Below are 18,912 nucleotides of genomic sequence, written 5' to 3'. Positions count from 1 at the left end.
TTGGGTTTTAAAATGATTATTGCAATTTTATTTGCATGTCAAAAGCGATGGAACAGATATTTTTTGAAGGATGTTATGAGGAGGATTAGAAATCCTCAGGCAAGACAGTCAAGATTAGAAATCCCGACTAACCTTGAAATCCTAACTAATGGAAAAAGAAGCAGGATAAATATTTTGAAGGATGTTTTAAGGAGGATTAGAAATACTCAGGCAAGACAGCCGGGATTGGAAATCCCGACTAACCTTGAAATCCTGACTAATGGAAAAAGAATCAGGATAGATATTTTTTGAAGGATGTTATGAGGATGATTAGAAATCCTCAAGTCAGACAGTCGGGATTAGAAATCCCGACTAGCGATTAGTGTTGAATATTTTAAGATGCGTTTTCTTAGAAGATAAAAAGTTGAGGAACAGAATCGGAATTAATAATCCCAATTAATGAAATAGCTATTCTTTGTTCCGGCTTCTCCAGCTGCTGCACCTATTTTTATATTCCTCTTTAAATTGAGCCCGTTCTTCCTCATTCATGCTCTGCCATTTTGAACGCATTTTAACTGCCTTTTCACGAAAACCGCCGCCTCCTTTATTAAAATTACCGAAAAGTAACCTGCACAACACCAAAAGCCCTAGGGCTTGCCAGAAATTTAACCGGCCGGTATGTGCAACTTCGGGTAAAATACAGTTCCATAGCGACATAATGATATAGCCCAATATGGTTGCAATGAGTGCAACAACAGGTAAAAAGAAAATAAATTTCTTGGCTTTACTGTATTTTCTATTTCTCATCGTTAATAGTTTATAAATTCCTGATATAAGTTTTGTAAACGGCTCCGTAAATGCTTTACAGCATAGCCCTTTCTGGATATAAGCGTCTTGATATTTTCACCACTTTCATCGGCCAGTTCCCGAAAGCTACGTTCTTCCAATTCATTCTGAACAAATACATACCGCTGGTTTTTAGGTAATTCATCAAGCGCTATAAATAGTTGATCCCAAAAAAGTTTTTTCAATCCTTCTTCTTCGGGTGAGTAGGATTGGGCAAGCAAAATCTCTCTGAAATTAAAACCACCTTCTTCGCTTTCACCAATAAAATCATCAAGCGACTCTTCTTTTTGTTTGCGGTATCGATCGGTAATCTTATTTCTGGCCACTCGGTATAACCAACCACTAATCTGTTCAATGGCACCAACCTCAGGCTGGTTACTAAGCTGATACCAAACATCCTGCAAAATATCTTCAGCATCTTCATCTGTATTTACCCGCCCACGGATAAAGCTGAACAGGCGCTTGCCATAATAAGCTACAGTAGAAATAATATTTTGAGGTTCGTTATTCGGCACTACTAATTGCATTATAAACCAGTAAACGGATCAGATTCAGAATTACTTTAAATTTATTCTGTTTTTAGCTGAATGTATCAAATAGGCTAAAACAAAAAAAGCCTTCCTTTTAGAGGAAAGCTTTAGCAGACTGAATAAAGTCTGTTTATTTTTTAGTTGTATCTGCAGGTTTTGCAGGTGCCGTATTGTTAAGGTTTCCGCCAATTGGAGATGGAGAAGGTGTTTTATCTAAACGTTCCTGTATTGCTGAGTTTCCTACAGCGGTAGCGCCTCCACCACTTTTTGCAATAGTGGTAATAGCTAATGTTAAAACTACGATGGCTGCTAACAAAACCCATGATCCTTTTTCAAGAACATCGCCGGTACGTTGCACACCAAACATATTGCTTGTGCCACCACCACTTGCTAAACCACCACCCTTAGGATTTTGTATTAAAACAAATAAGCCTAGCGCTACACACACAATAATTAATAAAATGATTAAAAAGGTTACCATGGTAAATATTATATTTTAAAATTTCTTTTCTATAGATTGGATAAGGTCGGCAAAGTAACCACTTTTTTCTGGATATTTCAAACTTAATTTTTTATAAGTATCTATGGCTTTGTGGTAAAGCATTTGTTCGATGTAAATTTTAGCTAAAGTTTCTGAAACCAGGTCATAATGATCTTCAGCGCTCTTCTTTGCCTTATTTTCATTATCAATCTGCTCTGGCTTTGGCGGCTTTATTGTAGGATCTTCTTTTAAGAATTTCTCTATGATTTCTGCACCTTTAACATCCTTTACATCAGCTGATGGATATTCAGCTAGATGATCTGCAACTTCGAACGGTGTTTGAATGTGAAAAATATGTTCAACATATTGTTGTTGAAACTCCGCAGGATCTTTTTGCTGAACAGTTTGTTTAACAATAGCTGGTTTTTGCTGAACATAAGGCTGAAAAATTTGCTCATGTTCTTTACGGGTTTTAGAAAGCCACCATAAAAAAGTATAGGGCAGTTGATCGTCATCATATTTAGAAACGAAATTAACTTCATGACTATCAGGAACAACCGTTTCTATTTCGGGAGCAAACTGAATAACATCTGTACTCAATTTTTGCTCAAAGGCAAAGAAGTCAGTAGTCGCAATATTTTCAATAAATGATTCGTCATCAACAGGCCAATCCGAAAGATTCTGGTTCGATTCCGTAAGATTTATTACTGTATCTGCTTCAGAAATTCCTTCACTATCATTTGAAATTTCTTCAGTGGTTTCATCATCTACCTGTTCAGCAACAAATTCTGGCGTTTCTGTCTGTTCTTCTGGTTGTATTTCTTCATTCAAGGCTTCATCTTGAACCGAAACTATATTTAGAATATGAAACAGTGCATTTCCATGGCTGTATAAAGCTGCCTTTGGAATGAAAGATGGATCGGCCTTCGCCAAAAGCAAATGAATCGGCTGTGCATATGGAAATTGTACTGCCAATTCCTGAAGCATTGGTATATGCTCCGGGCCAACCTTTCCAGGTTGAGCAAGTAAATTTACCAATAGCTGCTGATGATCCATTATAAGGGTTTGTCGCTAAGTTAAAAAATGTAAGCGGTTTTTAGAAAGTTTTATGCGTGAATGGATGTAAATCTAATTACCATTGTGCAAATGCACGGTTAAAAATATCTTCTGTAAGCTGTTTGTTAATATTTTCTATTGCTGCTGGCAATGCAGATTGTATGGAGGCCCCATTAAGCGGGAAATCAAAGTATTTCGTAAAACTTTCTTCAAAGCTTTGCTTTTCTTTTCCTGCGGTATTGTTGGTGTATTTAACTGCTACGGTAATGGTTAGCCTATTTGCGCCAGCCGTTGGTGTTGAGCTGGATTGTAGCGCAACAGGCTTGATATCATAACCCGTAATTCTACCTTCAAATATGGCGTCACCTTCAGTTGTAGATATACTTAAGCTGGTTTGATTCCGAATCCTTGTCTTTAAAGCCTCCGTAAATTGATTGCTTAGTGTAGGTACAACCAAAGGAGCATTATTTTCAAAAACCTTCACCACAACCGTTTTTAAACCTACTGTAGATGCCCCATTGAATTTGTAAGCACATGCCGTAAGTACGGTGATTAAAAGAAGTGCAAATATTTTAATTTTCATTTAAGTTGGAATGATTTAATGTTTGACTAATTCAGGGTTTTGGTGGCTTTATAAACTCAGTTCCTTTATTTTCCGGTAAAGTGTCCGTTCTGAAATACCTAATTCCTGGGCCGCAAATTTCCGTTTGCCTTTGTGCTTTTTCAATGCTTTTTTAATCAGATCAGATTCTTTGTCGATTAATGACAGCGATTCCTCAACCTCTTCTGCGTCATGAGCATAGTAATCCGAATTGTTTGCATTGCTGCCATTACTCGGGGTAGGCTGCTGAATGGTAAAAGTATGTTCATGGCCGCCTGGTAATTCAACATCCCTGTACAATTGGTTAATGTACTGAGGGTTATCTGCCAGAACGCTTGCCGTATTGCCGCCATGCTGTATAATTTCGGCAACCAGCTTCTTCAATTCAACCATGTCCTTTTTCATATCGAACAAAACCTTATAAAGAATATCTCTTTCTGTAAAGTCTTCCTTTGATTGTGAATTAATGGCCATTGGCAGGTTGCTGCCCGACTCATTAGGAATATAGTTTAATATGGCGGGGCCGGTAACGTTTCTATCTTTTTCGAGCACACAAATCTGTTCAGCAATATTTTTAAGTTGGCGAACATTACCAGGCCAGCTATAATTGGTTAAAATTTGTACAGCATCTGGCTCCAGGTGAAGCGATGGGCTACGGTATTTATCACTAAAATCTGCAGAGAATTTTCTGAAAAGCAAATAAATATCCTCTTTCCGTTCCTGTAAAGCTGGAATCCGTAACGGAACAGTATTTAGCCTGTAATATAAATCTTCCCGAAATTTTCCGTTTTTTACCCGATTATAAACATCAACGTTTGTTGCAGCAATAATACGGACATCTGTTTTCTGAACTTTAGATGAACCCACACGCAAATATTCGCCACTTTCTAGAATTCGCAGCAAGCGTGCCTGGGTTCCAAGTGGTAATTCTGCCACCTCATCTAAGAAGATGGTTCCGCCATTGGCTACTTCAAAATAACCTTTTCTGGCCTCATGTGCACCTGTAAAAGAACCTTTTTCATGTCCAAAGAGTTCAGAATCGATTGTTCCTTCTGGGATAGCACCACAGTTTACCGCAATAAATGATCCGTGCTTGCGTGCACTCATCTGATGGATAATCTGTGAAAAAACTTCCTTACCACTTCCGCTTTCGCCTGTAATCAAAACCGACATATCTGTTGGTGCAACTTGGCTGGCTATATCTATGGCACGATTAAGTAGGGGCGAATTGCCAATAATCCCGAATCGTTGTTTAATATTTTGTGTATCCATTTATGTTATGAGTATTAAGTTAGATCAACTTCGTCATTCCGAGGTACGAAGCAATCTTACTACTATAAGGTTATAGCGATCGCCTATACAATTCTTCCAATTAGCGTAGCTGATGTACATTTTTCAATGAAAACATTCGCATATTCACCTGGTTTAACACCTTCAATAGCCGGGAAAATTGCCATTGCGCCACTATCGCCACGGCCGCAATAATCCTGATCAGATTTTTTTGAGGTACCTTCAATTAAAACCCTAACGGTTTTTCCTACCCATTCTTGTAAACGCAATAAAGAATGTGCTTGTTGCTTCGCCAGGATCTCAGCTAAACGGCGTTTTTTAACTTCTTCCGGAATGTCATCGGCTAGTTTTCTGGCTGCAAGTGTTCCTGGCCTTTCAGAATAAGTAAAATTATAAGCAAAATCATATTCCACATAATCCATAATACTTAGCGTTTCCTGATGTTCCTCTTCAGTTTCGGTACAAAATCCGGCTATAATATCTGTTGAAATCGCGCAACCCGGAATAATCCTTTTAATAGCATCAATACGATTGATGTACCACTCACGGGTATAGGTGCGGTTCATTAATTCTAAAATGCGGCTATTGCCAGATTGAACTGGTAGATGGATGTAATTACAAATATTATCGTATCTGGCGATGGTTTCTAAAACCTCATCGGTGATGTCTTTAGGGTGAGAGGTAGAAAAACGTACCCTTAAATCTGGATGAATTGATGCCGTTTGCGCTAAAAGCTGTGCGAAATTCACCGTTTCAGTTCCATCTTCAGAAGTCCATGTATAAGAATCAACGTTTTGCCCTAGAAGGGTAACTTCCCGATAACCCGATTCAAATAATGATTTTGCTTCCTGAATAATAGAATGTGCATCTCGACTCCGCTCACGCCCACGTGTAAAGGGCACTACGCAGAAAGAACACATGTTGTTACAGCCACGCGTGATGGAGATAAAAGCAGTAATTCCGTTACTATTTAAACGAACAGGGCTAATATCTGCATAAGTTTCCTCACGAGACAATAACACATTTACAGCTTTGTGACCACTTTCTACCTGTTCAATTAGGTTTGGCAAATCTCTGTAAGCATCAGGACCCACCACCACATCTACTAATCTTTCTTCCTCCAGAAATTTAGATTTAAGGCGTTCTGCCATACAACCTAAAACGCCAACAATTAATTTAGGGTTGCGACGTTTTTCCACTCCAAATTGTGATAGACGATTTCTTACCCGGGTTTCAGCGTTTTCACGGATGGAACAAGTGTTAATAAAAATCACATCTGCCTGATGGTAATCTCCTGTGGTTTCAAATCCTGTTTCTGAAAGAATAGAAGCAACAATTTCACTATCGGCAAAATTCATGGCGCAACCATAACTTTCAATATATAATTTACGTGCGTCGGCTTTTATCGGTGTATCTAAAATTAGGGCTTCACCTTGTCTGGCCTCATCATGCGTTTTGTCCTGTACTTGTAAATCAATCATTCTTTAAAAAGATTTTGGGATTGCAAAAATACACAAAATAAATTAAAAGTGACAAATTGGCACGTTTTGTTATAATGTTTACCTTAGGATTATAACTAGACTATATTTGCCCGGTAAGTCTAAAATTGATTTAGAAAGTTAACTTACTTTTTGCAGGGTAAATGCGAAAGTAGTTCCTATTCCAGGCGTACTTCTTACAGAAATGGTTTGTTGGTGAGCCTCCAAGATGTGTTTAACAATCGCTAAACCTAAACCAGTTCCTCCTACCTCTCTTGCACGGTGGGTATCAATCCGATAAAAACGTTCGAAAAGTCTTGCAAGGTGTTTTTCTTCAATGCCCATACCATTATCAGTCACTTCAATTAGAAACTGATCGTGAAGTTCAAAGATCTTAATGGCTGTTTCACCGTTTTCTATTCCGTATTTAATGCTGTTCACAATCAGGTTAATTAATACCTGACGGATTTTTTCTCGATCTGCATTAACGAAAGTAACTGCGGTGTATTTGTCTTTAAAAAAAAGCTTAATATTTTTAGATTTTGCCCTGTCATCAAGGTTTTCCATTACCTCTTTGGCTAAGGTAACAAAATCAAATTTTTGAAAGTTGATGGGCGATTCACCAGTTTCCAGTTTAGCAATCGCATCCAGATCATTAATCAAATAACTGAGTCTTTCTACATTATTTTCTGCTTTTTTAAGGAATTTCATGGCCATTTCAGGATCATTAGTGATGCAATCCTGTAACGTTTCTATATAACCTTGAATAGCAAAAAGAGGTGTTTTAAATTCGTGTGAAACATTGGATAAGAACTCCCGGCGAAACTGCTCTTGTTTTTTAAGGAGATCAATCTCTTTTTTCTTAGCGCCAGCCCATTCCTTAACCTCATGTTCAACATCGTTTATAGGGTCTGAACTTACATATTCGCCCAAAGCATCTTTTAAATCCTTTCCAAGCTTTAAATTGTGGATCAGTTTATAGATGAGCTTTATTTTGTTATAGATATATTTTTCTAACAAATAATAAAAAACAAGAAAGCTACTGAGAAATGAAACACCAAAGGAAATTCCGAAGTAGTACCAGCTGCGTTCGAAATAAAAATTGACCATGCCAATGGAAAGCGCAACAGCAAGTGCTGTAATTAAAACCAGTACACTTAATTTCATGGTGCAATTTAGTGGTTTTATATTAAATGGATGTTAAGCCAGTTGCTTTTCAGTTAAATACTTCCAATATCTTTTTGGCACATGTTGCAGGTGAAGTTTAGTGTTTTTTCGGGCAACAATATTGGCACTTTTAAAATAATCCTTCCATAAAACAGCATAAAGTTCTTCCTTTTCATCCATTAAGGCCGGGGAAGGATTGGGGCTTTTAGCACCATCGGAAAAATTGATGGTTATTTCCTCTACAGTATTTAAATCATAATGAAGGCCATATTTGCGTTTCAAGTCGTAAATAACCCATTGCTGATCGGCATAACGGTTTTTAAAATGATTTGAAATTAAAGGCAATACATTAAAATCGGGATCTATTGACGTATAAAACATGCCATCTCCGGTTTTTTGAAACCTGATGAATGCTTCCATCCGGTGTTTCTCTCTTTCCACACTTTTGGCATATTTAGATAAGGCAACTACATGATCATTACCATAATTGGCCGCCGCACCTATTTCACTTTCAAAAATATAAATAGCGAATTGAAAAAGATGGTTAAAGGCTTCGGGAATTTCAGATAAATAGCTGCAGTAAAAAGTTCTTTGCCAATCTTTCTTCAATTTTTTTTGAAGACCTTTCCAAACGCGATCTGCTTTATCTTCATTGTTGATCACCTCAAAAGATTCCGTAAAGGCATCGGGTTGAAAAATACCAGTCAATTGTAAGTAAGTACGTCCGGGCTTTCGCTCAAACCATTCAAAAACGGCCGTAAGTAAACCGGTAAGTGAACCATCGAAAAGATAAATCATTAGGGCTTGTTACATTAAAACAATATCAGTTGATTATTATCTGTTTTCAAATATTTACTTTGACTATCTGCCATGATAAAAGCCTTAATCTGTGTGCCTTGATAGTCTTTTATCTGATAGGGACTATCTGCACACGTGATAAAATGCTTAGCTCTGTTATACGCTACACCAATTTTCTTCAGTTGGTCGATTCTTAATTTTCCAAATTTTCTGGCCTGAACAATTTTTTTTGCAGACATCACACCAATGCCTGGAATCCGGAGAATCATTTTATAATCTGCCTTATTAATATCTACCGGAAAGTGTTGCATATTTCTGATTGCCCAGCTCAGCTTTGGATCAATATCTACATCCAGATTCGGATTAGCGTCATTTAGAATTTCCTGAACTTTAAAACCATAAAATCGCATTAACCAATCGGTTTGATATAATCGGTTTTCTCTAAGTAAAGGAGGCTGAGTGCCTAAAATTGGCATTCTGCTATCATTGCTAATGGGTACATAGCCAGAATAGTAAACCCTTTTCAATGAGAAGTTTTTGTAAAAAGCATTTGCGGTGTACATAATGTCTTTATCACTTTCAGGCGTAGCACCAATCACCATTTGCGTACTTTGGCCTGCCGGAACAAATTTTGGTACATGCTTAATTAATTTTTTATCTTCAGCAAATTGAACAATGTTTTGCTGAACAAATTCCAAAGGTTTAATTACATCGGCATGGCTTTTTTCGGGCGCTAAAAGCTTTAGACCTGCTTCGGTAGGCATTTCTAAATTGATGCTCATTCGATCGGCGTATAAACCAGCTTCCTTAATTAATTCCTCGCTGGCACCCGGAATGGTTTTTAAATGAATATAGCCATTGTAACGTTGTTCGAGGCGAAGTTTTTTGCAAACCAGCAATAGCCGTTCCATGGTAAAATCTGCATTTTTAAAAATACCAGAACTTAAAAATAACCCTTCAATATAATTTCTCCGGTAAAAGTTCATGGTTAAATCCACCACCTCATCTACTGTAAAAGCAGCACGTTTGATGTCGTTGCTCTTTCTCGAAACACAAAATAAACAATCATAAATACAGTGATTGGTTAAAAGAATTTTTAAAAGAGAAACGCAACGGCCATCTTCTGTGTAGGTGTGGCAAATGCCAGATGAATGGCTGTCGCCAATACCTTTGTTATCATTTTTACGCGTGCCCCCGCTTGATGAACACGAAACATCATATTTCGCCGCATCGGCAAGGATATTTAACTTTTCACGAATTCGGTCTGACATAGGGATTTATTTACTAACAAATATAGCTATTTAGCTAAATTTGTTAGTAAATAAGTTCTGTAAGCTTACTCTGTCAGGGAATAAAAAGAAGATGAGTTTAAATATAGAAATGCAGGTGCAGTTAATTACCTTCCCATTCACTGTAAAATTGATCCAGGTAATCCAGCATAAATTGATGTCGTTTTTCAGCTATTTTCTTTCCAGCGGCAGTATTCATCATATCTTTTAAAAGCAAAAGCTTTTCATAAAAGTGGTTGATGGTTGGTGCAGTGGTATTTTTATAGCTTTCTTTTGAAAGATGTTCTTCTGGTTTAATTGCAGGATCATACAACACTCTGTTTTTAAAGCCGCCATAAGTAAAAGCCCTTGCAATGCCAATGGCCCCGATAGCATCTAAACGATCTGCATCCTGAACGATTTGCATTTCTTTTGAAGTAAAACTGTTTTCATCAAAGCTATTTTTAAAAGACATATGCTGAATAATCATTTTAACATGATTCACTGTTTCTTCCTCAACTGCTATAGATTGTAAAAAGGACTGCGCCAGGTTAGGGCCTAAGGTTTCATCGCCATTATTAAATTTGGGATCAGCAATGTCATGTAAAAGTGCGGCCAGCGCAACGACCAGGTTATTTCCTTTTTCCTCCTGATTAATATTTATAGCGGTTTTAAAAACACGCTCTATATGAAACCAATCATGGCCAGCCTCTGCATTTTTTAAGGTTTGTTTAACAAACGTAATGGTTTTTTGAATGGGATCCTGCATCATAAAAATTTGCAACAAAGATATTGGAAATAGATGCAGGGAGGAAGAAATGATATCAACAGCGGTAAGTTAATTAACTCGCCGCTGTTGCTCTATGCTCGTCATCAGCAATAATCTTGATTAAATCGTTAGGGTTTAACGTTAATAAATGCGTGACCTCAACTTCTAAAATTTCTGAAACCTGAAATAACCGATCAATCGTTAATTTGCTGTAACCGAGTTCAATCTTACTGTAGGCATTTTGAGAAATTTTTAATTTTGCCGCAAGATAATCTTGAGTATAATCTCTGTATTCTCTAATTTTTCTAATATTCCCGGCAACGTTTTTTGTTTTTAAAGCTAATACATCTTCCATAAAAAGGATTGGTTTTTTAATTTTTCAATATATACGAGCCTTTTATCCTTACAGTTTTTCCAATTTATAATTTTTAGCACTATAAGGAATTACGTAAATGGGTAAATGAACAGTACAATGTAAACAAATCAACCTGTCAAAAGTTTAATATATTCTGTTCGGAGCCTTTTAATCAGTAAATTACACATTTATGGAAATAAAATTGACGCTAAAAAGCATCCTTTAGGTTATGAGGATAATTAAATGTGGATAGGATTGTGTAGGCGGAGCAAAGGTAACTAATGGATAGCTTCGTAATTAAATGTGCTATCGTTCTTCTATTTCTAATGATTCTCTAAGAAAGAACTGGGGTTAATATAGCCCCCAGTCATCTACATTTTCATCTTTTTCGAAATTCTTTACCCATTCAATAAACAACAGTCGAAATTTCTCAATTTCATCCAGAACAATATTTTTATAGTCAGCATTACACAAGCTAAATAAATCTGCAGCTTTAATCTGGGTTTCCAACTCTCGGCAATTTGTACGGATAATAGATGCATTTTCCATTCTTAACAGATACAAATCTGCACCCTCTGCACCAATAATTTTTGGGCAAAGCATCATTGCATTCTGCATAATTAAGCCAGAAGTTATTTCGGCCATTTCACCTTCTAAGGTCTCGCAGAAAATTGCAGCGCATTTATAAATTGCCCTGGCCTGGTTGTATAAAAGCTTTGCCCGATTAACTTTTAGCCTTACTTTTTCGGCATCATATTGAGATAGATTTTCTTCATCCTCATCATCTCTGCCAAACCGACTAAAATGTTCCCATTCAGGCATGTGGTTCATGTCATCAAATTCCATATTTTATTTATTTTACGTATGGTACGTAGAGAGCGTACATACATTTAGATTTACGAAGTAGGTTCCTGTTCGGTTTGCGGAGCCCGGCGTGAACCATCATATAATTCGTATTCAAGCAGGCGGCAATCCAGCTTTCCATTATAAAATTCCAATTTCCTGGAAGCCTTTAAGCCTATTTTTTTAGCTAAATCAGGGTTGCCGGTAAAAATGTATCCTGAATAACCTTTGCATTGGGTTTTCATGTAATCACCCATGCGTTTGTAAGTGAGTTCTAATTTACTATGAACACCTAAACGCTCGCCATATTCCGGGTTGAAAACGACAGTTCCTTTTCCATCTTCAGGAACAGGAGTAAGTTCGAAATCACATACCTCAAACTCAATTAAAGTATCAACCCCAGCGGTTTTTGCGTTTCTGCGGGTAACTTCTACGGCATCTTCAGAAAGATCGGAAGCGATAATTTTCAGATCAGTATTCTTAATTACCTGATCTTTTAAAATTCTTCGTTCTGCAAAAAAGGCTTCCTCTTCATAACCTAAAATATGCATGAAACCATAGTTCATCCGGTATAAACCAGGCGCACGATTAGTGGCAATCAACGCAGCTTCAATAGCCAACGTTCCTGAACCACACATCGGGTTTATAAAAGGTGATTTACGATCCCACTTGGTTGCATAAATCACACCCGAAGCCAAGGCTTCTAACATAGGTGCTTTTCCAGGGATTTTACGATAACCGTGTTTTGCCAGTGTTTCACCAGAGGTATCCATAAATACATCTGCATCTGCATCTTTCCAGTATAAATGTACTACAGCCTTATTTGCATCTGAACCAGAGTTAGGGCGAATCCCTTTTTTCTCTTTCATTCGATCTACAATAGCATCTTTTACCTTTAGGTTGGCGAATAGCGGTGTAGTAATGTTAGGATTATCTACATTAGAAGTTACCGAAAAATATCCGGAAAAATCAATTAATTCTTCCCATTCAATAGCTGATATTTCATTGTATAGGTCATCAGGCGTAATGGCCTTAAAACTTTTAATTGAATATAAAATCTGACTGGCGCAACGCAGGTTTAAATTTAGCTTAATACACTCTGTAAGGGTGATATTCAGCTCAACGCCGGTTTGAAAAGCTCTTTCTATGGTATAGCCTAAGGCTGTAACTTCATCTTGTAAATAAGGAGAAAGGCGTTTATTGCAGGTGATAATTACCTTGCTTTTATTGTGGAAAACTTGCATCATAATATATGCGAAGTTATCAATAAAATTATAGAGATTTGGCTTTTATACGTACATTATTAGTATTAGTTATGGAAATTAAAGGAAAAGTACACGAAGTAGGTGCAACGCAGCAAGTGAGTGAAACGTTTAAAAAACGTGATTTAATAGTAGAATACGCAGAAAATCCAACATACCCAGAATATATTCGTTTTGAGGCTTTACAAGATAAAACTGCATTATTAGATACATTTAAAGCGGGTGATGAGGTTGAGGTTTTCTTTAATTTACGTGGTCGCCCATGGACAGATAAAACAGGTAAAACATCTTATTTCAATAGTCTGGTAATCTGGAGAATCAATGCTGTTGCAGCAGGTGCTCCATCAGCAGCAGCCCCAGCTTATGCAGCTCCGGTTGATGTTAGCAATGCGCCAGGTGAAGATGATGATTTGCCTTTCTAAATAAAGAATCTTTTTTAAGCAAACAATTTTGAACCATGCCGGGGCTTTTGCTCCGGCATTTTTTTTAAGAATCATTTTCTTAAATCTTCATTTTCAGCATCATAACCCTTGTTAAAATATGTTAAAAACAATCTTCTCATTTCACTAATCACTATTTTTGGTATCTGATTAATTAAAAATCCTTTTCTGTTATCTCTTTTAAAAGGTAAGGCAATACCACGTTAATGAAAAAAAGAAGCTTTTGGTTTATAACTGTTTTAATGACTGTAGCGCTACTGGGCGTTTTTGTGATGCAGTTATATTACATCAGGGAGGCTTATTACTTAAAATCTCAGCTTTTTGATGAACAGGTAAATCAGACTTTAGCCAACGTGGTTAAAAAAGTAGAACGCTTAAATGTAGCCGATCACCTCAATAAAAAAGATGCTGAAAATAAACTGAGGCGACTGCAGGATTCCAGACAAAGAGCACTTGATATTAAAGATTTAAGACAGCAATATGCGCAGGAATCTGAACTGAGACAAGCCGAGCGAGAGAACCAGATCGAAAATTACCTGAACCAGCAGGATAGCATTATCAGGGCTTCGTATCGTGGACCAAAGCTGATTTCTGAAAATGAATTTAAATCACTTTCTGCACCAAAGGCTTCCATTACGGGTACCCGTTTAGATGTTGAAGTAGATGCGTTGGTTGACTTGAATAGTTTAAACCTGAAGGGTTATAGCATGAGGACAAAGCTGATTTCTCCTGATTCAAAAACTTTTAACTTCAGAACGCCTCAAAACCTACCAGACACCATCAGATACTTAGTGGCTGATCCAATGACGGGAAATCCTTTACTAGTTGGATTACCTAAAATTTCTGACGATCTGGAGAAAAAATTCAGAAGGCAGGATGAAATTGCCAAAAAAAGGCTTGAACTTAAAATTGCATCCCTCGGGAAAGATACTTTTTCTTATACCCGTTTAAGTATGGTGGAAGATGTTTCTAAAGAATTGCAGGAAGTAAATGTTCCTTTATATCAACGCATTAATTTTGATGTACTGGGCACCCTGCTAAAAGAGGAGTTGCTTACACATAACATAAATCAGAAGCCTTCTTTTAAAATTTCACTGGCAAAAAAAGATTCCGTTTTATACATGGAAGCTTCAAATATTAAAAAAGAATTTTTACCGGAAAACACCTATAAAATTCCACTTTTTGGTAATGATTTATTTCGTGATCCCGGAACCTTAATCGTGAGTTTTCCTAATAAAAATTCTGCCATTTTATCGAATCTAAGCGCAACCCTTGCTTCATCGGTTGGTTTGCTTCTGGTATTGGTTTTCATTTTTTCTTATACCCTTTATGCTATTCTAAAGCAAAAGAAAATATCAGAAATGAAAACCGACTTTATCAATAATATGACCCATGAGTTTAAAACACCCGTGGCAACGATTATGATTGCCAGTGAAGCGCTAAAAGATCCGGAAGTTACCGAAGATAAAAGCAGGTTGAGTAGGCTTGCAAATATTATCTACGATGAAAACGTCCGTTTAGGAAGTCATATAGAACGTGTTTTAAGTATCGCCAGACTAGAAAAAGGGGAGCTTAAAATGGAAAACACTGAGGTGGATATGAATGATCTGATCATTATTGTTTTAGACAGCATGGAACTGCAGTTACACAAACGTAATGCCATTATCAACCTTCATACCGATGCTACAAATGCAGTTGTTTATGGCGATGAACTGCATCTTTCTAACGTACTTTATAATCTGATTGATAACGCAAATAAGTATAGTGCGGAAGTACCTGAGATTACAATTTCGACTAGAAATACCAATAAGCAACTGATTATCGAAATCTCTGATCGGGGAATAGGGATGACAAAGGAACAATCGAAAAGAATTTTTGATCAGTTTTACCGTGTACCTACTGGCAATTTACATGATGTAAAAGGTTTTGGCCTGGGCTTAAATTATGTTCAGGATATTATAAAAAAATTAAACGGCACTATAAAAGTAAGTAGCGAAAAGGATAAAGGAACAACTTTTGAAATATCTTTACCTTTATAAATCACGTATATATCGGCAGATAAGTATGATTGGTCGATACATTGGTTTTTTGCTTGGAGAATTTGCCTAACATCGTGGTATTAATCATCTTCAATAATTAAACCACCATGCATATTCAGAATCAAACATTTAATGTAGCCAATGCTACATATGTGAATAAAATTAAGAAAATGAAAAAAATACTTCTGGTAGAGGACGATCCGAATTTAGGTTTATTATTACAAGATTATTTGCAGTTAAAAGGCAAGTTTGATGTAGTTCTATGCAATGATGGGGAGGAGGGTTTAAAGGCCTTTAATAAACAAAATTTTGATCTTTGTATTTTTGATGTGATGATGCCTAAAAAGGATGGATTCACACTGGGTAAAGATGTCAGGAAAGTAAACGCCCAGGTTCCAATTATATTTGCCACCGCCAAAACCATGCTAGAAGATAAATCTGCTGCGTATGATTTAGGAGGTGATGATTACATTACCAAGCCCTTTCGTATTGAAGAACTTTTGCTTAGAATTAATGCCATGTTTAAACGTGTGGCAAGCAAGGGTGATCAGGCTGAAGAAGCACCGGAAACGCAATTTGCAATAGGCGAATATAATTTTGATTATACCACACAAATTATCACCCATCATGAGCTGCAACAAAAGCTTTCTACAAAAGAAGCAGAGTTACTGCGCTTGTTATGCTTGAAGAAAAATACGGTTTTAACCAGAGAAGAAGCCCTTTTAAGTATCTGGCATGATGATAATTATTTCAACGGGCGAAGTATGGATGTATTTTTAAGTAAATTAAGGAAGTACTTAAGAGGAGATTCGAATGTTGAGATTATTAACGTTCACGGTAAGGGATACAAGTTATTGGTGAGTTAGGTATAATGTTCAAACGTTAGGATGTTGTAAAGTTGAAATGTTTTAGGCAACGAAATCAACTTTACAACGTTTAAACTTTCAATCCTTTTAAATGTACAGATTCTCTTGAATAGCAGGAATAATATTTCTTTCCTCAGCAAGATTAAATAAAGTGTCTACCGCTTTTCGGCCTTCTTCGCCCAGGTTAATGCTATACTTATTTACGTAAAGTTCAATGTGTTTATACATTACGGCTTCATCCATGGCCTGCGCATGTTCACGAATAAAATCGATCCCGGATTTTGGATGGGCAAATGCATATTCAACAGATTCGCGAATGAGTCGGTTAACCTTTAATTGCACCTCACGATCTAAGTTTCTGTTGATCACAATTCCGCCTAAAGGAATGGCACAAGCCGTTAATTTCTCCCAATAATCGCCAAGGTCTACAATTTTGGTTAAGCCCTTATCTTTGTAGGTAAATCTGTTTTCGTGGATAATTAAGCCTAAATCTATCTGATCTTCCAGCAAGGCTGTTTCGATTTCAGAGAAAACCAATTCCTGTTTGTTTTGAAGCTCAGGATAGGCAATGCCTAATAAAAAGTTGGCTGTAGTGTATTTCCCTGGTATTCCGACACGAAGACTGCCAGGATCACTTTTTATTCTTTCTGCTAATGTTTCCTGGTCGAATTTATGACTAATTAACAATGGGCCAACACCGAAACCTAAAGCACTGCCGGCATCAAGAAGTGCGTATTGACTGGCGGCATAAGCAAAGGCATGAAAGCTTAGTTTGGTAATGTCCAGCTGGCCTTTCATGGCTTTTTGATTTAAGGTTTCAACATCGTCATAAGTAACCTCGAATGTTAATCCGTCGGTATCTATTTTATGGTGAATGAGTGCATCAAAAATAAATGTATCGTTAGGGCAAGGAGAAAATCCAAGTGTAAGTTTCATAATATCAAAATTAAGGCTTACGATAAACTAAAACGTCATAATCAGTTCATTTCTGCAATAAAGGCTATTGCCCACTCATTCAGGTTTTTAATTGCCAGACCGATTTTCCAGTTATCTTTATTCCTTGGCTCAACATAATTGGAAATACTACGGATTTGAATACAATCAATATTTGCTTGTTTACAGGCATAAAAAACTGCTGCACCTTCCATGCTTTCGGTAGTGGGGCTGAATCTTTTCTTTAGATTTTTAATGCTTTGTTCACTTCCGGTTACGCAATTCACGGTTATGCCTGTCACGGATGGCAAATCAATATTTATTTTGCTTCTCGATATAAAATGATTTTCTCCGAAACCTAGATCCTTTATGGTTAGAAATTCATCTCCGTTTTCTGCCCCTAGTTCAGCAAAATTATCTTCAGTAATATTTAATAAAGTGCCCAATTCAATCTCACGATCAAAACAGCCGGCAATTCCGAAATTCACCACCAGATGGTAGTTTTTGGTTAAATATTGACCAAGAGCAAAGGCTGTTGCCACCATGCCCACGCCAGTAATCAGCACATCGAAATGCTTACTTTCTACAAAATCATATTCCGGAAGGTGATAATGCTGATAAAAAAAAGCAAGTTCGGCTCTTGTGGCGGCAACAATTAAAGTTTTCATAAGGTAAAATTAACGGATTGTTTCATTAAACTCTGGTTTCTTCATGCTTTCATGTTTAGGCTTAAGGCATTATCATTATATTTGCGGTTTATTCAATAGTAATGATTTATATAACGAGAAAAGCATCATTTAATGCGGCCCACAAGCTGGCAAGAACCGATTGGGATGATGACAAAAATAATGAAGTTTATGGCAAGTGCGCAAATCCAAACTGGCACGGCCATAATTATTGGTTATATGTTACAGTGAAGGGAGAAGTTAATCCTGAAACCGGTTTTCTGGTAGATTTAAAGTGGTTAAAAGATGTGATGAACGTTTATGTCGTAGATAAAGTTGACCACAAAAATTTAAATCTGGATGTAGACTTTATGAAAGGCAAGCTGGCTTCTACAGAAAATTTAGCTATTGAAATCTGGAATCAGCTACTGACACCAATTACAGAAGCTGGCGCCTTGTTGCACAGCGTTAAAATCTACGAAACTGAAAATAACTATGTTGAATACTTTGGTTAAAACCCTATATTAATGAGTACTAAAGAGGCATTAAATGGCGAATCGAGAGATGGCTATGTTAAAATAGATCGCTATAACGATGAAAAAATTGAGGCAGTAGCTGCCCATTACAAGGATATTTTGAGTCAGTTAGGTGAAGATCCCGAACGTGAAGGTTTGGTAAAAACACCTGAACGCGTTGCAAAGGCGCTCCAATATTTAACCCATGGCTATGATATCAAACCAGACGAGATTTTAAAATCGGCGATGTTTAAGGAGGATTACAGCCAGATGGTTGTAGTGAAAGATATTGAAGTTTACTCCATGTGTGAGCACCATATGTTGCCCTTTTTTGGTAAAGCACATATTGCCTATATTCCTAACGGACATATAGTTGGCCTCAGCAAAATACCTCGGGTTGTGGATGCTTTCTCCCGTCGTTTACAAGTACAGGAGCGTTTAACCAACGAAATCAGAGATTGTATTCAAAATACCCTGAGTCCTATGGGCGTTGCAGTAGTGATGGAGTGTAAGCATTTATGTATGTCTATGCGAGGCGTTCAAAAACAGAACTCCGTTACCACAACTTCTGCTTTTACAGGTACATTTTTAAGTAACGATAAAACAAGAGCAGAATTCTTAAGGTTAATTACGGCGAGTTTAGATTAAACCCCGGCCTCTAAAGGCCAGCACTTGTAACTATAATCAATTAATTTAATAAACTATTTATTTTCCCCTTCAAGGGATTAAGG

22 protein-coding genes are annotated in these 18,912 nt (G+C 37.0%); 6 read left to right on the top strand and 16 right to left on the bottom strand.

Going from position 1 to position 18,912, the window contains the following annotated elements:
• The first annotated feature begins 12 nt into the window (after positions 1 to 12).
• Positions 13 to 291 (top strand): hypothetical protein, encoded by a 279-nt coding sequence (locus EV200_RS08365; protein WP_132531064.1) that lies wholly within the window; start codon positions 13 to 15, stop codon positions 289 to 291.
• 156 nt (positions 292 to 447) lie between these two features.
• On the opposite strand, the gene EV200_RS08360 is transcribed toward EV200_RS08365, so the two are convergent.
• The 14 genes from EV200_RS08360 to EV200_RS08295 form a co-directional block, all read right to left on the bottom strand.
• A complete protein-coding gene (locus EV200_RS08360) occupies positions 448 to 786 on the bottom strand; it encodes a hypothetical protein (protein WP_132531062.1) in 339 nt (112 codons plus the stop codon).
• A 2-nt stretch (positions 787 to 788) separates the two neighbouring features.
• Positions 789 to 1,352, bottom strand: a complete 564-nt coding sequence (locus tag EV200_RS08355) for an RNA polymerase sigma factor (protein ID WP_165877893.1) — start codon at positions 1,350 to 1,352, stop codon at positions 789 to 791.
• A 133-nt stretch (positions 1,353 to 1,485) separates the two neighbouring features.
• The gene (secG, locus tag EV200_RS08350) at positions 1,486 to 1,836 is read right to left on the bottom strand and encodes a preprotein translocase subunit SecG (protein WP_132531060.1); all 351 of its coding nucleotides are present in this window, start codon (positions 1,834 to 1,836) and stop codon (positions 1,486 to 1,488) included.
• A 15-nt stretch (positions 1,837 to 1,851) separates the two neighbouring features.
• The gene (locus EV200_RS08345) at positions 1,852 to 2,892 is read right to left on the bottom strand and encodes a hypothetical protein (protein WP_132531058.1); all 1,041 of its coding nucleotides are present in this window, start codon (positions 2,890 to 2,892) and stop codon (positions 1,852 to 1,854) included.
• A 76-nt stretch (positions 2,893 to 2,968) separates the two neighbouring features.
• Positions 2,969 to 3,475, bottom strand: coding sequence for an LptE family protein (locus EV200_RS08340; RefSeq protein WP_132531056.1), 507 nt, complete (start codon positions 3,473 to 3,475; stop codon positions 2,969 to 2,971).
• A 48-nt stretch (positions 3,476 to 3,523) separates the two neighbouring features.
• A complete protein-coding gene (locus EV200_RS08335) occupies positions 3,524 to 4,765 on the bottom strand; it encodes a sigma 54-interacting transcriptional regulator (protein ID WP_132531054.1) in 1,242 nt (413 codons plus the stop codon).
• Positions 4,766 to 4,848: 83 nt separating this feature from the next.
• Entirely contained in the window at positions 4,849 to 6,264 is a 1,416-nt protein-coding gene (gene miaB, locus EV200_RS08330; RefSeq protein ID WP_132531052.1) for a tRNA (N6-isopentenyl adenosine(37)-C2)-methylthiotransferase MiaB, read from the bottom strand.
• 138 nt (positions 6,265 to 6,402) lie between these two features.
• Positions 6,403 to 7,428, bottom strand: coding sequence for a sensor histidine kinase (locus tag EV200_RS08325; protein WP_132531050.1), 1,026 nt, complete (start codon positions 7,426 to 7,428; stop codon positions 6,403 to 6,405).
• Positions 7,429 to 7,461: 33 nt separating this feature from the next.
• A complete protein-coding gene (locus tag EV200_RS08320; RefSeq protein WP_132531048.1) occupies positions 7,462 to 8,226 on the bottom strand; it encodes a TIGR03915 family putative DNA repair protein in 765 nt (254 codons plus the stop codon).
• A gap of 14 nt (positions 8,227 to 8,240) precedes the next feature.
• A complete protein-coding gene (locus tag EV200_RS08315; protein ID WP_132531046.1) occupies positions 8,241 to 9,497 on the bottom strand; it encodes a putative DNA modification/repair radical SAM protein in 1,257 nt (418 codons plus the stop codon).
• Positions 9,498 to 9,618: 121 nt separating this feature from the next.
• Positions 9,619 to 10,263: an HD domain-containing protein gene (locus EV200_RS08310; protein WP_132532185.1), complete on the bottom strand. Its 645-nt coding sequence runs from the start codon at positions 10,261 to 10,263 to the stop codon at positions 9,619 to 9,621.
• A gap of 73 nt (positions 10,264 to 10,336) precedes the next feature.
• Positions 10,337 to 10,618, bottom strand: a complete 282-nt coding sequence (locus tag EV200_RS08305) for a helix-turn-helix domain-containing protein (RefSeq protein WP_132531044.1) — start codon at positions 10,616 to 10,618, stop codon at positions 10,337 to 10,339.
• A 351-nt stretch (positions 10,619 to 10,969) separates the two neighbouring features.
• A complete protein-coding gene (locus EV200_RS08300) occupies positions 10,970 to 11,464 on the bottom strand; it encodes a hypothetical protein (RefSeq protein WP_132531042.1) in 495 nt (164 codons plus the stop codon).
• Positions 11,465 to 11,514: 50 nt separating this feature from the next.
• Positions 11,515 to 12,705, bottom strand: coding sequence for a THUMP domain-containing class I SAM-dependent RNA methyltransferase (locus tag EV200_RS08295; RefSeq protein ID WP_132532182.1), 1,191 nt, complete (start codon positions 12,703 to 12,705; stop codon positions 11,515 to 11,517).
• A 71-nt stretch (positions 12,706 to 12,776) separates the two neighbouring features.
• Between EV200_RS08295 and EV200_RS08290 the strand changes: the two genes are divergently transcribed.
• From EV200_RS08290 to EV200_RS08280, 3 genes are all read left to right on the top strand, one after another.
• Positions 12,777 to 13,145, top strand: a complete 369-nt coding sequence (locus EV200_RS08290; protein ID WP_029281815.1) for a DUF3127 domain-containing protein — start codon at positions 12,777 to 12,779, stop codon at positions 13,143 to 13,145.
• A gap of 224 nt (positions 13,146 to 13,369) precedes the next feature.
• Positions 13,370 to 15,202: a sensor histidine kinase gene (locus tag EV200_RS08285; RefSeq protein WP_132531040.1), complete on the top strand. Its 1,833-nt coding sequence runs from the start codon at positions 13,370 to 13,372 to the stop codon at positions 15,200 to 15,202.
• Between the two features lie 170 nt (positions 15,203 to 15,372).
• Positions 15,373 to 16,068, top strand: coding sequence for a response regulator transcription factor (locus EV200_RS08280; RefSeq protein WP_188754111.1), 696 nt, complete (start codon positions 15,373 to 15,375; stop codon positions 16,066 to 16,068).
• 87 nt (positions 16,069 to 16,155) lie between these two features.
• Here EV200_RS08280 and EV200_RS08275 read toward each other — a convergent pair whose 3' ends face one another.
• Together EV200_RS08275 and mqnB are read right to left on the bottom strand one after the other, a co-directional pair.
• Positions 16,156 to 17,004, bottom strand: coding sequence for a menaquinone biosynthesis family protein (locus EV200_RS08275; protein WP_132531038.1), 849 nt, complete (start codon positions 17,002 to 17,004; stop codon positions 16,156 to 16,158).
• A gap of 41 nt (positions 17,005 to 17,045) precedes the next feature.
• The gene (mqnB, locus tag EV200_RS08270; RefSeq protein WP_132531036.1) at positions 17,046 to 17,669 is read right to left on the bottom strand and encodes a futalosine hydrolase; all 624 of its coding nucleotides are present in this window, start codon (positions 17,667 to 17,669) and stop codon (positions 17,046 to 17,048) included.
• 101 nt (positions 17,670 to 17,770) lie between these two features.
• On the opposite strand from mqnB, the gene EV200_RS08265 reads away from it, so the two are divergent.
• Both EV200_RS08265 and folE read left to right on the top strand, forming a co-directional pair.
• Positions 17,771 to 18,181, top strand: coding sequence for a 6-pyruvoyl trahydropterin synthase family protein (locus EV200_RS08265; protein WP_132531034.1), 411 nt, complete (start codon positions 17,771 to 17,773; stop codon positions 18,179 to 18,181).
• A 12-nt stretch (positions 18,182 to 18,193) separates the two neighbouring features.
• Positions 18,194 to 18,829 carry a GTP cyclohydrolase I FolE gene (gene folE / locus EV200_RS08260; RefSeq protein ID WP_029281826.1) on the top strand — a complete coding sequence of 212 codons (636 nt, stop codon included), beginning with the start codon at positions 18,194 to 18,196 and terminating at the stop codon, positions 18,827 to 18,829.
• Positions 18,830 to 18,912: the final 83 nt, after the last annotated feature.

It is taken from the genome of Pedobacter psychrotolerans, from assembly GCF_004340665.1.
Taxonomy (GTDB): Bacteria; Bacteroidota; Bacteroidia; order Sphingobacteriales; family Sphingobacteriaceae; genus Pedobacter; species Pedobacter psychrotolerans.
The sequence above is the reverse complement of the archived record's forward strand: the minus strand, read 5'-3'. Positions and strand labels throughout refer to the sequence as shown.

Excerpts from the sequence above, each read along its gene's own strand:
- folE (WP_029281826.1), top strand. The coding sequence starts at position 18,194 with ATGAGTACTAAAGAGGCATTAAATGGCGAATCGAGAGATGGCTATGTT.
- EV200_RS08320 (WP_132531048.1), bottom strand. The coding sequence starts at position 8,226 with ATGATTTATCTTTTCGATGGTTCACTTACCGGTTTACTTACGGCCGTT.
- EV200_RS08315 (WP_132531046.1), bottom strand. The coding sequence starts at position 9,497 with ATGTCAGACCGAATTCGTGAAAAGTTAAATATCCTTGCCGATGCGGCG.
- EV200_RS08300 (WP_132531042.1), bottom strand. The coding sequence starts at position 11,464 with ATGGAATTTGATGACATGAACCACATGCCTGAATGGGAACATTTTAGT.
- EV200_RS08325 (WP_132531050.1), bottom strand. The coding sequence starts at position 7,428 with ATGAAATTAAGTGTACTGGTTTTAATTACAGCACTTGCTGTTGCGCTT.
- EV200_RS08290 (WP_029281815.1), top strand. The coding sequence starts at position 12,777 with ATGGAAATTAAAGGAAAAGTACACGAAGTAGGTGCAACGCAGCAAGTG.
- mqnB (WP_132531036.1), bottom strand. The coding sequence starts at position 17,669 with ATGAAAACTTTAATTGTTGCCGCCACAAGAGCCGAACTTGCTTTTTTT.
- EV200_RS08295 (WP_132532182.1), bottom strand. The coding sequence starts at position 12,705 with ATGCAAGTTTTCCACAATAAAAGCAAGGTAATTATCACCTGCAATAAA.
- EV200_RS08335 (WP_132531054.1), bottom strand. The coding sequence starts at position 4,765 with ATGGATACACAAAATATTAAACAACGATTCGGGATTATTGGCAATTCG.
- EV200_RS08305 (WP_132531044.1), bottom strand. The coding sequence starts at position 10,618 with ATGGAAGATGTATTAGCTTTAAAAACAAAAAACGTTGCCGGGAATATT.
- EV200_RS08340 (WP_132531056.1), bottom strand. The coding sequence starts at position 3,475 with ATGAAAATTAAAATATTTGCACTTCTTTTAATCACCGTACTTACGGCA.
- EV200_RS08275 (WP_132531038.1), bottom strand. The coding sequence starts at position 17,004 with ATGAAACTTACACTTGGATTTTCTCCTTGCCCTAACGATACATTTATT.
- EV200_RS08355 (WP_165877893.1), bottom strand. The coding sequence starts at position 1,352 with ATGCAATTAGTAGTGCCGAATAACGAACCTCAAAATATTATTTCTACT.
- EV200_RS08345 (WP_132531058.1), bottom strand. The coding sequence starts at position 2,892 with ATGGATCATCAGCAGCTATTGGTAAATTTACTTGCTCAACCTGGAAAG.
- EV200_RS08285 (WP_132531040.1), top strand. The coding sequence starts at position 13,370 with ATGAAAAAAAGAAGCTTTTGGTTTATAACTGTTTTAATGACTGTAGCG.
- EV200_RS08280 (WP_188754111.1), top strand. The coding sequence starts at position 15,373 with ATGAAAAAAATACTTCTGGTAGAGGACGATCCGAATTTAGGTTTATTA.
- secG (WP_132531060.1), bottom strand. The coding sequence starts at position 1,836 with ATGGTAACCTTTTTAATCATTTTATTAATTATTGTGTGTGTAGCGCTA.
- EV200_RS08365 (WP_132531064.1), top strand. The coding sequence starts at position 13 with ATGATTATTGCAATTTTATTTGCATGTCAAAAGCGATGGAACAGATAT.
- EV200_RS08360 (WP_132531062.1), bottom strand. The coding sequence starts at position 786 with ATGAGAAATAGAAAATACAGTAAAGCCAAGAAATTTATTTTCTTTTTA.
- EV200_RS08265 (WP_132531034.1), top strand. The coding sequence starts at position 17,771 with ATGATTTATATAACGAGAAAAGCATCATTTAATGCGGCCCACAAGCTG.
- EV200_RS08310 (WP_132532185.1), bottom strand. The coding sequence starts at position 10,263 with ATGCAGGATCCCATTCAAAAAACCATTACGTTTGTTAAACAAACCTTA.
- miaB (WP_132531052.1), bottom strand. The coding sequence starts at position 6,264 with ATGATTGATTTACAAGTACAGGACAAAACGCATGATGAGGCCAGACAA.